General features: G+C 67.5%; 9 protein-coding genes. 1 reads left to right on the forward strand and 8 read right to left on the reverse strand.

All coding sequences use genetic code 11. The features are described 5' to 3' along the window. The 8 genes from galE to TSH20_RS20935 all read right to left on the reverse strand — a co-directional run. On the reverse strand, positions 1-730 hold a 730-nt coding region (gene galE, locus TSH20_RS20900), incomplete at its 3' end, for a UDP-glucose 4-epimerase GalE (RefSeq protein ID WP_109076511.1). A gap of 279 nt (positions 731-1009) precedes the next feature. Next, positions 1010-3634, reverse strand: coding sequence for a glycosyltransferase (locus TSH20_RS20905; RefSeq protein WP_109076512.1), 2625 nt, complete (start codon positions 3632-3634; stop codon positions 1010-1012). Positions 3635-4091: 457 nt separating this feature from the next. Next, positions 4092-6389: a glycosyltransferase family 4 protein gene (locus TSH20_RS20910; protein ID WP_109076513.1), complete on the reverse strand. Its 2298-nt coding sequence runs from the start codon at positions 6387-6389 to the stop codon at positions 4092-4094. Between the two features lie 323 nt (positions 6390-6712). After that, positions 6713-8701 carry a tetratricopeptide repeat protein gene (locus TSH20_RS20915; protein WP_109076514.1) on the reverse strand — a complete coding sequence of 663 codons (1989 nt, stop codon included), beginning with the start codon at positions 8699-8701 and terminating at the stop codon, positions 6713-6715. Beyond that, positions 8698-10233, reverse strand: coding sequence for a tetratricopeptide repeat protein (locus TSH20_RS20920; protein WP_247871462.1), 1536 nt, complete (start codon positions 10231-10233; stop codon positions 8698-8700). The genes TSH20_RS20915 and TSH20_RS20920 overlap by 4 nt, the downstream gene beginning before the upstream one ends. Before the next feature lie 125 nt (positions 10234-10358). Beyond that, the gene (locus TSH20_RS20925) at positions 10359-11183 is read right to left on the reverse strand and encodes a class I SAM-dependent methyltransferase (RefSeq protein ID WP_109076516.1); all 825 of its coding nucleotides are present in this window, start codon (positions 11181-11183) and stop codon (positions 10359-10361) included. Positions 11184-11247: 64 nt separating this feature from the next. Continuing rightward, positions 11248-12948 carry a glycosyltransferase family 41 protein gene (locus TSH20_RS20930; protein WP_109076517.1) on the reverse strand — a complete coding sequence of 567 codons (1701 nt, stop codon included), beginning with the start codon at positions 12946-12948 and terminating at the stop codon, positions 11248-11250. A 7-nt stretch (positions 12949-12955) separates the two neighbouring features. Beyond that, entirely contained in the window at positions 12956-13540 is a 585-nt protein-coding gene (locus tag TSH20_RS20935) for an SIS domain-containing protein (RefSeq protein WP_109076528.1), read from the reverse strand. Between the two features lie 203 nt (positions 13541-13743). On the opposite strand from TSH20_RS20935, the gene TSH20_RS20940 reads away from it, so the two are divergent. After that, positions 13744-14286, forward strand: coding sequence for a hypothetical protein (locus tag TSH20_RS20940; protein WP_247871463.1), 543 nt, complete (start codon positions 13744-13746; stop codon positions 14284-14286). Positions 14287-14306: the final 20 nt, after the last annotated feature.

A 14306-nucleotide genomic window follows, 5' to 3' on the forward strand; every position in this document is an offset into this window, starting at 1 on the left:
ATCCAAGCCCTTCGTCTGGACCAAGCCGGCCGACACCATCCTCGATAAACTCAGCCGCTTGCCTGAACCTTTTGTATGAGTCAGTGCAATAGTCTGTCCCGAGCACGGCCATGTAAGGGCGCTGTCCAAGGGCGGCCTGGAGCACCAGTAGGATCAGGTGCGTCTCCGGCTGGTGGTTCTCGCCCAGGTCGCCGTCGGGGTCGGCGCCGGCGGCGTTGAAGTAGCGCAGGGCGGCGTAGAAAAGGCCGTGGGCGGCCGCGACGTCGGCCAGAATCTCCTCGACCATCAGCTTGCTGCGGCCGTACGGGTTCACCGGGCGCAGCGGGTGGTCCTCCGAAATCGGGGTCCACTCGGGGTTACCGTAGACGGCGGCCGTCGACGAGAAGACGACCCGCTTGATGTCGGCCTCGCGCATGACCCGGAGCAAGGACAGGGTGCCGGCCACGTTGTTCCGGTAAAATCGACCCGGCTCCCGCACCGACTCACCCGCCTCAATGAAGGCCGCGAAGTGCGCGACGGCGACCGGCTTGTGGCGCGCGACGACAGCCGCCAGATGCGCCTCATCCTCTAGGGTGCCGAGCTCGAGTGGGCCCCAGCGCACGGCGTCCTCCACGCCGTTGGACAGGTCGTCGTAGACCACTGGCAAGTAACCGGCCTTGGCCAGCGCCTTGCACGTGTGGCTCCCAACGAAACCCGCGCCTCCGGTGACCAGGGCGGTCGGTCTCGTCATTGTTCCGTCTCCAGCCAGATTGAACCGTCAAGGTCGTGGCCAACGGTGGACGCGCGCCGCGTTGCCCAACGGCTCGAGATGCCTTGGGGGAGCGCCGTGGGACCACCGCCCGGCTGCCGCCCGTGCCGCTCGTCAGAACCTATGCCAACCATGACCCGCTCACCCCTTTTCACCCCTACACCCTGCTGTTTAAGAGACCGACGCAAAGCTGGCCCGCAGCAGGGGCCTGCAATGGCTCAGAGGCCTCAAAAGCACGCATGTTTCCCGCCAAGCCCGGTGTCACAGCGCCATCCTCAGGAAGGGCATCTCCTTGCGATGGAAGGCCGGGTTGTGGAAAGGATCAATGAGATGCCCCTCCCAGTCGGCCTGCAGCCGACGCAGCTCCGCCTGGTAGACATCCTGGCCGGCCTGTCCAAGCAGATAGCCGCGCGTCTTCGATTCATGGTGATACAGGCAAACCCTGGGATCATAGACCACCCGCCAACCGGCCTTGCGCGCCGCCAGGCAGTAGGTGATGTCGTTCCAGTTGACGGGCCAGCTGGCATCGAAGCCACCGACCGCCTCGAACACCGTCCGGGAGGTGATCAGGCAGGCGCCGGTCACGGCAGCGGCAGAGCGCAGCACTTGGACGCGCCCGAGATAGCCGCCCTCATGGCCGGGCATGCCGATCCCTTCATGCACCGCCCCCTGCTCAACGCTGGTGACCACGCCGGCATGCTGGATGCTGCCGTCGCCATAGAGCAGGCGGCCCCCCACCACGCCGACATCCGGCAGGCCAAGCGTCGCCACCGCTTGGGCCAGCCAACCGGGCTCGGCAGCCAGGGTGTCGTCGTTGAGGAAGACCAGCACCTCGCCGCTGGATTGCTCGGCGGCAAGGTTGTTCATCATCGCCCAGTTGAAAGTACCCTTGTACGGCATGACATCGACGCCGCGCTGGGCCTGCATGGCGGCGATCAGGGCGACGCTGTCGGGATCCTCGTTCTGATGGTCGATCACCAGGATCTGCAGCGGCCCCGGATAGGCCTGACGGGTGCGCAAGAGCGCGTCCAGGCAGTTGCGCAGCAGGACCGGCGAATTGCGGGTCGGCACGATGACGTTGACCGCCGGGTAGCTCGCCGGACGAAGCGCGATCTCGCATGGCGCGACCAGCGTCTGACCGTCCTCGTCTTCGCTGACCACCAGCGCCCGCCGCACCTCGGCGACCATTCCCCACCGCTCGGCCCAGCCCTGCACCGCCTCGGGCTCGCCCTCCAGCAGCCGGGGCAGCCCATCGGGGCGGCGCAGGTCGACCGGCTGCTCCAGGCTGTAGAGCACCGACGGGATGTGGCGGATGGCGTCGGCCGGCACACAGTCGCCCACGCGCAGCATCAGATCGTGCAGGCTTGACGGCGGTGTCCCGTTGACGAGGGCGCAGGCCTTCAGCAGGGCCTCCGGCGTCACCAGAACCATCGGGCCGGCATAGTCGTAGGCCAGCAGCATCACCGGGTCGAAGTCCGGCTTGAAGACCGGCAGCAGCCGTGCCGGCTTGCCGCTGTGGGCGCCGAGCAGGATGTCATGGTCGCTGTAGGCGACAGAGGCCGGAGTGCTTGACGCCGGCTCCAGCGCCGCCAGGAAAGCCGCCAGCGCATCCGCCCGCAAGAGGCCGGCTTGGCCCACCACCAGATGGGCAGCAGCGGCGGTGACGAGGGCGTGGCTCGCCAGCAGGCGCGGCAGAGCCGCCGGCTTGGCCACCACCGCCCGGCCCGCGGCCGTCAGCGGGCGGAGCAGCGCCCGAACCTCGTCGCCAAGCGCCTCGGCATCGGCCAGCACGGTGAGCGTCCAGCGCTCCTGCGTCTGGCTGTCCAGGGAGGTCAGCAGGCGGCGCAGCGCTGCCGGCTCGAGTGCGGTTTCCAGCAGGATCACGTTGACCGTAAGGCCAGACACCGCGGCGGCGGCCTGCCCGTCCAGCGGGCGGTGGCAGGCAAGCAGCCCTTGCGCCTTCAAGGGGCCATAGGCCGACAGCGGCGGGCTGAGCTGCTGCAGGGTGTGCGGGAGCTGCTGCTCGATGTTGGCGAGCGTCGCCTTCATCGACTGGAGGACACTCAGCATCCGGCCGAGATCATCAAGCGCGGCCGGCAGGTTGGTCTTGAGGTAGAGGTCCGCGCCGAAAGGCGCTTTGGACTGGGCGTCGCGGATGCGCAGCATCGCTCCGCGGGCGACCAGATCGGCATGAGCGGCGGGGATGTCGAAGGCAAAGCCGCACTCGCCGCTGCCGCCGATGCGCTCGCCCAACCCGGGGGCGAAGCGCTCGCAGCGCACCGCCCCGATGAAGCGCTCGCCGAGGTGAAACTCCAGCACCACGCGCTCTGTGAGATCGCTGGCGTTGGCGCACCAGCCCATGATGGTGCCGGCTCCATTGTGCGAGGCCTCGCCGATCAGGTGGCGGGTGGGAGCGAGCTCAAGCGCCGCCAGCCGGGCTTGCAGGCCGGAGTTCGCCAGCCACTCGGCCACCGCACCCGGCAAACCGGCGCGGAAACCCTCGTCGCGCAGGATGGCCAGCAGCCAGAAGCGCCAGGAGCGGCTGGTGGCAAGCCGCTCGCGCGCGGCGGTCGACAGGGGCAGGCGCTCCAGCGCCCAGCGCCTCAAGCCCTCATCCGGAGCCGGAGCCAAGGCGATGTGCGGCAGCGCGGCCGTTCCGGTGAGGCTGGCGACGATGCCATTGAGGAACTCGCCACGCATCAGATAGTGGCCGAGGAATTCGCCAAACGTGCAGCCGATCGCCGCCGTGACCTCCTCGATGCTGGCCGGGTGACGGCCGAGGAAGAGACGGTAGCCGTTGAACGCATCCTCAAGGCTGGTGGGCACCGCGGCGTCCCGGCTGTGCGCCGCCGCCGTGGTCCCAACCAGATTCAGAGCGCCATCCATGCTCGTGTTCCCCACCCCATGCCATTGGTCAAGCAGCCGCCCGTCGGATGCATACCGGAAGATGCGACGGCCGGCCTTGCCATCTGCATTCCAGATGCCGCGACCCGTTTTTCCGTCCTGATAGGAGTCTTTCACCAGAGGCGAGAGTCCAAGACGGAGTAATAAGGGAATCCCCTAATCGGCATATACCAAAAGCACGCAAATAAAATCAACCTTACTGTGCGGTTGAAAAATCAATGTCACAATACACGCTCATGAAATATAGATTCATCTACCTTAGGTGAGACCTTGTGCGGCTCTGTTGGGTGGGGAGGAGATGCAAGGCCATCTCCCGCGTTGGACAAGAGGGTGGAAAGAAACTTGCTAAAATGCTAATATATTTTACCTTTAATTGAATAATACAGATCGAGCGGGAGACTTGCGGCGTGGCATGCGGTCGCAGAGCTGTTCCTATGGTTCAGGCGCTGCTTTTCAAAATGCTGTCGAGCCGGCAGGCATAGAGCTCCTGCAGCACCGGACGGGCAAAGCGGCTGCGAACAAAGGCCGTGCCAGCCTCTGCCCGCCGCCTGGCCTCGTCCTGGTCCTGCCACACCCGCCGCATCGCCTCGGCGGCCGAGCTGATGTCCGGCTCGAACCAGCGGGCGCCGGGGGTGACGCCGAGATACTCGTCGCACTCCAGATAGCGCTCCTGGCCGCCAACCAGAAAGGCGGTCTCGTCGCTCATATAGTCGAGGTTGGCCGAATAGCGGGACGCGATCACCGGCTTGCCCATCATCATCGCCTCCACCATGGTGTAGCCGAAGCCTTCCGCCCGGTGCAGCGAGACATAGGCGTCGCAAGCGTGCATCTCGGCCAGCGAGTCGGCGTATGACAGCTCGCGATCGCGCAGGAGGATGCGGGGATCGCCCGCGACCAGACGATCGAGCTCCAGCTTGTGGGCAAGATCGGCGACGCTCCGGCGGCTGGTCTGGCGGTGGCGGATGCGCAGGACAAGCCGCACCCCGCTTTCCCGGGGGAAGGCCTTTTGGAAGGCGCGGGCCGCCGCCAGCGGGTTCTTGCGCGTGTACCAGCTGCGGGCATCGAAGCAAAAATAGAAGGTGAAGGGCTCAGCCTTCGACCGCTTATCCGCGCTGGCCTTCAACACCCGCTCATCGACGCAGTTGGGCACGACATGGATGGGGCCGGTGAAATGCTGGGCCAGGGCGTCGGCACAGAAGCTCGACATCGTCCACAGCTCGTCCATCATCTCCAGCGCCAGATGGGCCGAGCGGGGCAGAGCACTGGTCTCCCACAGGAAGAAGCCGATGTTGTACGCACCGGCAAAGCGCTCCAGCCCATGGTTGATTATGTCGCCCGGCGCGCCTAGTAGGCCAAAATGGATCAGGTTGACCGGGTAGAGTTCCTCCCCGGCATGACGGCTGGGCACCGCCATCATCGGCATCGTCACGCCGAAGCCGGCGTCTTGCAGGATGTCGCGGGAGAACAGGGCGTTGCGGCTGATGCCGGTGCCGCCGTCGAAATAGCCAAACAGGTTGACGCCCTTCGTCTCTGCCGTGCGTGGCAGGTGGCGCGCCACCGGAGCGCATTGCCGCTGGTGCAGTGACGATAGGTTCAGCGCCTGCGCGTCCGGCACACCAAGGCGGGTGTAGAAATAGGCAAGCCCATTCATGACCCGGCCGTTATGATGAACCGGGGCGTCGAGCAGGGCACGCACCGGCGCGGTCAAGAACAGGTCGTCGAGGTTCCAGCGGATCAACCACAGAGAAACCGCCAGCAGCAGCAAAAACAACACCTGCTCGTCAGAGGACGCGAAAGCGGTGGCAAGGGCACTGTCCCGGGCGTGCATCCCGGCATAAAAGCGTGAAATCAGCCCATAAGGGTCGATCCCAGCCGGTGCATTCAACGCCTCGACATGCCGGGAGGCCAAGCCCTCCTTGGGCAGACGGGCCTTGCCGAACATCCAGTGGGTCAGCTGGCACAGCGCATCCACCCCACTGTTGGCCGCCTCGCCTGTCTGTGTCTGGTAGGCCGACAACAGGCGGGAGCGGAACTGGCCGGCGGCATCCTCTTCGCCTGAGGCGAGGTACGCCGTCACATCAGCCGGCAGCGGGCACCAGGCATGGTCGGCAAGGTTGAAGTGCTCGGCGTGCCGCACCAGGAAGCGGGTCAGATCGGCAGCGCTGCGCAGGTGGAAATTGTGCCGCTCCTGAAGCCGGTAAAGCTGGTGCGCCAGGAAGGCGCCGACCGTCAACTCGCTGCCTTCGAACCCCTTGGCGTGCCGAAGCAGCCTTGCGTCCTCAATCCGGTCGCGTCCGCGCTTGGTCTGGTTGGTCGTCTCTGCAAGTGCACTCATGCACAAAGCTTGGCGCTCCGGCGTCATGCCGGACAAGGCCGTGTCGATCACCGCTCGGTGGAGGCTGGTAACGACGGGCGCCCCGGGGATGGATGTTTTGGTGCCATGAATTTTGACATCCACGCAGCAGCGATCGATGGAGAGAAGCCCGGCGGGCAGGGGGATGTTGAAGGCCAGGAAGCCGTTGCGGCCCGGCAGCCCGGTCAGCGCCTTGTGATGCTCATTGCAGGCATGGGTACCGAGGAATCGCCCGTCGACATAAAGGTCGACCAAGCATTCCTGCGCAGGATTGCTCTGGTTGTGCAGCCAGCCGTAAATTTTGGTGGTGGTGACGAATTCCAACCGCCCCTGGTAGGTGGTGCTTGTGCCAATCTCAGCCGTGATTGGATAGATCGCGTTCATCGTGCATTCTCCAACACAGCCATTTGGCTGTGCTCAAGAGGCTGCATGGCTGGAATGGACGCACAGATGCTCAACCCAAAAGCAATTGAGAGGATAGCAACTCTCAAAAGAAGCTTAGATTTCGAAGTAAAGATCGCCATTTGCTCAGCCATACCAACAAAGCAATATCTGCCAAAAGGTATGGTAGCAAACCTATCCTTGATCTGGTTAGCGCTTTCAGGGCTTGTTGCAACCTTGAAACAGAAAGAGGGCGGGCCTCGCATACCAGAGGATGTGAATGGATCAAAGGGGGAACAAAGGCTGCGGGCGCGCCCCCTGTGGGCTCAGCCCGCCGGCAGGATGAAGCCCTGTGGCGGCTTGCCGGCCTTGTGCAGCGACCACATGACCTGATACGCGCGTTCCAGGTTGCGGGTGAAGCGGTGGCTGTCGAACAGCGGCGCCGTCATCCGCCCATCCTCCAGCCGCTGGCGCAAGGCGGCACGGCGCCCGGGATCGCCGGCGAGCGCCACCGCCAGATCCTCGTATTCGGCCAGCGACCGCGTGATGGTGTCGGGCAGGCCCGCCGCGTTCAGCAGGCTGGCTGCCACCCTGGACGCGAAGCTCCCACCCAGGCAGGTCACCACCGGGCAGCCCGCCCACAGCGCGTCGCTGGTGGTGGTGTGGCCGGTGTAGGGCAGGGTGTCGAGCGCCAGATCGGCAACCCGGTAGCGGGCGATGTGCTCGGCCAGCGGGCGGGGCGGGGCGAAGACCAGCCGGGCGGGGTCGACGCCCTGGGACGCCGCTGTGGCCGTCAGGTTGGCGGCGGCCCGCGGATTGGCCTCGAACAGCCACAGGACCGATCCCGGCACGCGCTTGAGGATGCGCATCCACAGGGCGAACATGGAGGGGCTGATCTTGTAGGCGGTGTTGAAGGCGGCGAAGACGACGCCGTCCTCCGGCAGGCCGCAGGCGGCCCGCGACGGCACTTGGTCAGGCAGCGGGCGGCGGCGGTCGTTGATCTGGTAGGCGTCGGGCAGGATCGCCAGCCGCTCGGCGTAGAAGGGCTGGTGCTCCGGTGGAGTGACGAAGCGGTCGCCGATCACATAATCCATGTGCGGGCAGCCGATGGTGCCGGGATAGCCCAGGTAACTGACCTCGACCGGCGCCAGCCGGCGCGACAGCAGGTCGAGCCTTGTCTGCTTGGTGTAGCCCTTCAGGTCGATCATGATGTCGACGCCATCGTCGGCCATGCAGCGGGCGACGGCATCCAGCGGCACGCTGCGGATGTCGCGGAAGCGGTCGAAGGCCGTCACCAGCCGCTGGCGCATCGCGCTGCCGTCGTCGGGGCCGTAGGAATAGGCCAGCACCTCGAAGCGGTCGCGGTCGTGCAGCTCGAACAGCTCGGCCGCCAGATAGGCGGTGGCGTGCTCGTGGAAATCGGCCGAGACATAGGCGATGCGCAAGCGCCCGCCGGATTGGCTTTCCGGCCGCGCCGGCATCGGCGGGGAGGAGGCGCGCTTGACCAGCCGGTCGTAGAAAAGGCGTGCCGAGCGGTCCTGCTGGGCCGGCGTGGTGTCGATCGACAGGGTGGCCAGCGGGATGACGACGCCGGCGTCGCGGTCGATGGTCTCCGTCACCCGCGCGCACAAGCCGTCGTACTCGTCCCAGGCGCACAGCGTCTGCTTGAGGTAGAGGTGGTAGCACAGCGCTTCGGTCTTGGCCGGCGTCAGCGTCACCGCCCGGGCATAGGCGGTCTCGGCCTCGCCCAGGCGGCCCAGTTCGCGCAGGGCGTGGGCATAGCCGAGCATCGCCTCGCCGCTGCCGGGCTCGACGACCAGCGCCCGGGTCAGGGCGCGGAGCGCCTCGGCCATCCGCTGTCCTTCGCGCAGGGCGACGCCGAGATTGGTGGCGGCGAGCGCGTCGATCGGCCGCAGCCTCAGCGCGCGGGCGAAGTCGGTTGCCGCCCCGTTGCGGTCGCCGAGCGCCAGTCGGGTCGAGCCGCGGTTGACGTAGCCCTCCGGCGTGCCGGGCGTCAGCTGGACGCAGCGGTCGTGCGCTGCCAAGGACTCGCCCATGCGGCCCAGCGCCTGCAGCACGGTGCCGAGATTGCCGTGACTGTCGGGCAGGTCGGGCCGGGCGGCGATCGACTGGCGCAGGATGGTCTCCGCCTCCTGCGGGCGGTTCTGCATCATCACCACCGTGCCCAGCAGTTGGGTGACCTCGCCCTGGCCGGGAACGGCGTTCAGGATCGCCCGGCACACCCGCTCCGCCTCGGCCGCGCGACCGGCCCGGAAATGGTCCAGTGCCAGCCGTACCGCTTCGTTCAGCGTCATTGCCGGGCCTCCCCGGCAAGAGCGCCGTTCCGGATTTCAGCCTCAGCCGCGACCTCTGCCGTCACCCTGGCCATCACCTCGGCCCAGTCGTTGGGGCTGGCCTGGCGGAACAGGCGCATGGTCGGGTACCAGGGGCTGTCGAGCCGGTCGCGCATCCAGCGCCAGTCGGCGAACCATTTCAGCACCACCCAGGTCGGCCGCCCCATGGCGCCGGCCAGATGGCAGACCGAGGTGTCGCAGGTGATGATCAGGTCCATGTTGGCCATCACCGCGGCGGTGTCGAGGAAGGCGTCCGGTCCGGCGTCGAACTCCGCCCCCAGCTCCGTCACCGCCACCCGGTCGCGCAGCCGCTGCAGATGGTCCAGGCCCGACACCTTCTGCAGGCTGTAGAGCCGAACGCCGGGCAGCCGACCCATCGCTTCGAAGCATTCCAGCGGGATCGACTTGCCGGTCTCGTTGCCGTGCCAGTTGATGCCGACGCGCAAGGCCGGGCGCTTGCCGCTCTCCAGCCGGTCCAGCCGCTCCGCCCAGCCGGCCTCCAGCTCCGGTTCGGCCCGGATATAGGGCACGCCGCCGGGAACATTGTCCGGGGTGGTGCCCAGCCGGTGCATCAGGCTCATCAGCGAGATGTGGTAATCGTAGGTCGGCAGCGGCTCGCCGAAGGCGAACAGCCCGTCCAGGTCGGGAGCGGTCGACAGCACGCGCTTCAGCGCCGGCTGGCATTCATAGAGCACCCGCGCGCCCATCCGCTTCAGAACGCCGGCATAGCGGATGTACTGGAAGGAATCGCCCAGCCCCTGCTCGAAATGGACCAACAGCGTCTTGCCCGCCAGCGGCTGGCCCTGCCACAGGACGCCCGGCATGTTGCGCTTGCGCCAGACCCCCTGCTCCAGCCGGCCCTCATAGGCGACAGTGCCGCCGGCGTAGTCGCCGGCCATCAGCAGGCAGGTGCCGAGATTCTTGCGGTATTCCGGTTTGCCGACATCGATGACGAGCGCCCGGCGGTAGTTCAGCGCCGCCTCCGCCAGATGGCCGAGGCTGAGGCTGACCGCACCCAGGTTGTTGTGGTTGACGGCCACGTCCGGCTCGACGACCAGCGCCAGCCGGTAGGCGGCGCGTGCCCGCTCGCCGTCGCCGCTGAACATGAACAGGTTGCCCAGCGTCAGCAGCGCGCCCGGATAGTCGGGCTTCAGCTTCACCAGTTCGCGGAAGGCGATCAGCGCATGGTCGATGTGGCGGCGGTCGAGCAGGATACCGCCCAGTGCGTTCAGCACGTCCGGATAATCGGGCTTCAGCCGCAATGCCTGGCGCAGCGGCTCCAGCGCCTCGTCCGGCCGGCCGGCGGTACGCAGGCACAGGCCCAGGGCGCCATGCAGGGTGGCGGCATGCGGCGTCGCGAGGTCCGGGTTTTCGTCGATCAGGCGGCGGTAGACGCCGGCCGCCTCGTCGAAGCGGCCGGCCTGGAACAGCGCCGCACCGGTGTTGTAGGCCTGGATGAAGGCCGGCGAGAACTCGGAAATGGCAACCCCCAACGCTTGGCCGCGCAAATGACCGGCGGCGCGGAACCGGGGCTTCTTAACCCAAGACCCCGGCCGTCAGCAATAAAGGGCTGCTCCCTTCACGTCTTTGATCCACCCCCCCGTGGCCTTCCGGGTCCTTATTCCTGCGGCTTCCGGCCGATCGCCGCCCAGGAGATCTCGTTGACCCAGGCAAGTTGCACGTCTTCCAGTCCGGCGCCCGTCATCAGCGCCTCCACCTCGTCGCGGCGCCAATAGTTGGCGATCTTCGGCAGCATCTGGTCGAAGACGATGGAGCGCAGGTGGGCGAAGTCGAAGCGGCGGATCAGGCGGAAATATTCCAGCCGGTCCAGCCCCAGCCGCAGGGCCAGCCACAGCAGCGCGGTCGGCGGCAGGGACAGCGCATGCACCAGCCCGATCGGCAGGCGGCTGAACAGCGCCTTGCGCAGCGGGTCGGCGAAGCGGACGATCCAGCCGTTGTTCTCGCGGCCATAGACCCAGACCATCACCCGTCCGCCCGGTTTCACCGCGCGCACCATGTTGGCGAGCGCCGTCTCCGGGTGGGCCAGATGGTGGATGACGCCGATGGAGAAGGCGAGGTCGAAGCGCTCCACCTCGTTCAGCTCATAGGCGCTCTGGCGGCGCACCTCCATTGCCGGATGCGGGGCCAGCGTCGTGCGGGCGGACGCCAGGCTGCGCTCGTCGATGTCGATGGCCAGCCCGCCGGCGGCGCCGTAGCTCATCGGCCAGTGGCTGTTGCGTCCCATGCCGCAGCCGACATCGACGAAGGTCAGGCCGCGCCAGTCCTCGGGCGTCAGGAAGGGCGTCCAGCGGCGGAACTGCTCCTCGTAGATGTCCTTCAGCTCGGCATAGCGACCCCATTCGTAGCCGAAGCGGTCGGCCGACCCGCTGTGCACCGCGGACGCGGTGTCGGGGGCGGGGGAAGAGGGCGGCGCTTCGCTCATCGCGGCGGTCCGGTGTGGTGGCGGGGAAGACGGCGCTATCGGTAGAAGCCGCGGGGCGAGCTTGTCAAGCGGGGCGCCCGGCCATCCCGTCGCACCAGCGTCGCCACATCAGGCGGTAGGCGGTTTCCAGGTTGCGCATGAAGCGCCCTTGGTCGCACAGGGGCGATGCCCGCAGCCGTTCGCGCATGCCCAGGCGCAGCCGCATCAGCCGGGTCAGGTCTCCGGCCAGATCAGCGGCGATGGCGGCGTAGCGGTCGGGGGTGGCGGCGACCAGCTCGGGCAGGCCGACGGCGGCCATCAGGCTGGCGCCGACGCGGGCGGCATGGCGCCCGCCCGCCAGCGTCACCAGCGGAGCGCCCATCCACAAGCAGTCGCAGGTGGTGATGGTGCCGTTGTAGGGGTGGGGGTCCAGCGCGATGTCGATGCGGTTGTAGGCGGCCAGATGGCCGGCGGCGTCCTTGATGAAGCCGACCAGATCAAGCCGGGCCGGGTCGATGCCAGCGGCGGCGAAGCGCGCCCGCATCAAGGCGGCGGTGCCGGGGTCGGACAGCGGCCGGTCCTTCAGCAGCAGGCGCGCGTCCGGCACCCGGCGCAGCACCTCGGCCCACAGCGCCACGGTGCCGTCGGTGATCTTGGGCAGCTTGTTGAAGGAGCCGAAGGTGATGGCCCCGGTGGCGCCCGCCGGCAGCGGCACCACCGCCGGGGCGGCGGCCGGCGGGCGGAAGCACAAGAAGGGGGCGGGCAGCCGGACCAACGTTTCCACCGCATGGGCGTCGGTCGGACCGACCGGGTCGCTGATGGGATCGACGATGCGGTAGTCGACCGACGCCATGCCGGTGCCGTTGGGATAGCCCAGCCACGTCACCTGCACCGGTGCCGGGCGGCGGGCCAGCATCGGCAGCCGGTTCAGCCCGGAATGACCGGCGAGATCGACCAGGATGTCGATGCCGTCGGCGCGGATCTGTGCCGCCAGTGCCTCGTCGTCCAGATGGCCGACATTGCGCCAGCCGTCGGCCTGCGCCTTGAACCGGGCGGTGTGGGCGTCGGCATGGCTGTCCGGCAGGATCGAATAGCAGACGATCTCAAAACGGCTGCGGTCGGCCGCTTCGAACAGCGGCGTCAGGAAATAGGCGCCGAGATGCTCGCGGAACTCGACCGACAGGTAGCCGATGCGCAGCCGCTTTTCCGGATCGGCGCGGTTGGCGTGCGGGGCCGGCGGCGGCAGCCTGCCAAACCGCTCGTCGAAGCGCCGATGTTCGGCCAGCAGGCGCTCTCCGGACAGATCCAGGTAGTTCAGGCACAGCAACCGCTGGCTGGCGATCAGCGGATCGGCGGGCGCCAGCCGTTCGGCTTGGTCCAAGCAGGGGGCGGCTGCCTCAGCCTCGCCACGCATCTGGTGGGTGACGCCCAGGTTGAACCACATCCCGGCGTCCTGGCGCGGGTTGAGGGCGATAGCCCGGCTCCAGCACCGCACCGCCTCGTCCAGCCGATTGGTGCCATAGGCGGCGGCGCCCCGCCCGACCCACGGCCTGTCGTAGTTCGGGCGCAGAGCCAGGGCGGTTCTCAGGGCCGCCGCCGACTCCTCCGGACGCCGCAAGTCGGCCAGAACGACACCGAAATTGTTCCACAGGTCGGCGGCCGTCCCGTCCTGCGCCAGCATATGGCGATAGAGCGCCTCCGCCTCCTCCAGGCGTCCGGCGCCGAGAGCCTCCAAGGCCTGACGCTTCAAGGCTTCCGGAACGGGAATGGGGACGGGCGGGGCCATGGACGGTTCAGGCGAGCCGGGCTTCGACCTGTTCGCACAGGTAATGGTAGAGGCAGATATGGACCTGCTGGATCAGCGGGGTGGAGCGCGACGGCACGTCCAGCAGGATGTCGCTCAACTCCGCCATCTTGCCGCCGCCCTCGCCGGTCATGGCGATGGTGGTCATGCCCATCTGCTTGGCCACCTCGAAAGCGGCGATCACGTTGCGCGAATTGCCGCTGGTGGAGATGCCGAGGATGACGCCGCCCGGCTCGCCGTAGGCTTCGGTCTGGCGCGAGAAGACGGTGTCGTAGGAATAATCGTTGCTCCAGGCGGTCAGCACCGCTGGGTTGGAGCTGAGGCAGATCGCCTTCAGCCCGCGCCGCTCCTTCAGGAAACGGCCGACCAGCTCGCCGGTGATGTGCTGGGCGTCCGACGCCGAGCCGCCGTTGCCGCAGACCAGCAGCGCCTTGTTGGCGCCCAGCGCCGCCGTGACCGCATCCACCGCCGCCTCGACCCGCGCCGGATCCAGGCTGTCCATGGTGCGCTGCAGGACCTCGATCGCGGAGGCGAGGCAGCCGTGCAGCGACGGGGCGGAAGCCTGGGAGTCCATGGGCATGACACCTTGTGCTTGTGGCGGAGAGGAGCAAGCGGGAGGAGGGGAGGGTGGCCCCCACCGGACGGCGCAGAGTGCATCCTACGGATCACCCGGCCCTGTCAACTGTGGGCCGTGCAATGACCGCTTTGCCACACCGGGCGGAACGCTTATTTTCGGTCGGTCCCCGGATGGCGGGGACTGGAAGGCAAGGTTGGTCCATGACGACGCGAACGGTCCGGCTGGGCCCCCTCAGCGTGAAGATGTACTGTGCGATCGGCATGATCGCCGTGTCCTGGGCGCAATTGGAAGATATGGTTTCGCTGTGCATCTCGCGCCTTCTCGGCACCGACCATGCGGACTTCCTGCCCATCGCCTCCAACATGCAGGTCAAGGCGCGCTTCGACGCGCTGAAGGCCATCGCCGGCCGGCGGCTTCCCCCCGACGAGGCCAAGGCCCTGGTCACCCGCTGCGACGAGGCGCTGGAGCTGGGGCGGGAGCGCAACAAGATCCTGCACGGATCCTGGATCCAGGGTGAGACCGACGACGTCGCCATCCGCCTGAACTACCGTGCCCACGGCCGCATCTCGGCCGACGCCCCCGTCATTTCCGCCCGCGAGATCGCCGAGATCAGCGACCGCATCACCATGCTGACTGAAGGCTTCGCTCAGACGCTGCAGCGCCTTGGCCTGTTCGATCCCAAGAACCCGATGCGCAGCCCGGCGCGCGATCCCGGCAAGACGCCGGAGGTCCCCCTCGATTGACGCCGGCAACGACACCCCGT

Origin of the sequence: Azospirillum sp. TSH20, assembly GCF_003115935.1 — a bacterium.
In the GTDB taxonomy this organism is placed as follows: Bacteria; Pseudomonadota; Alphaproteobacteria; order Azospirillales; family Azospirillaceae; genus Azospirillum.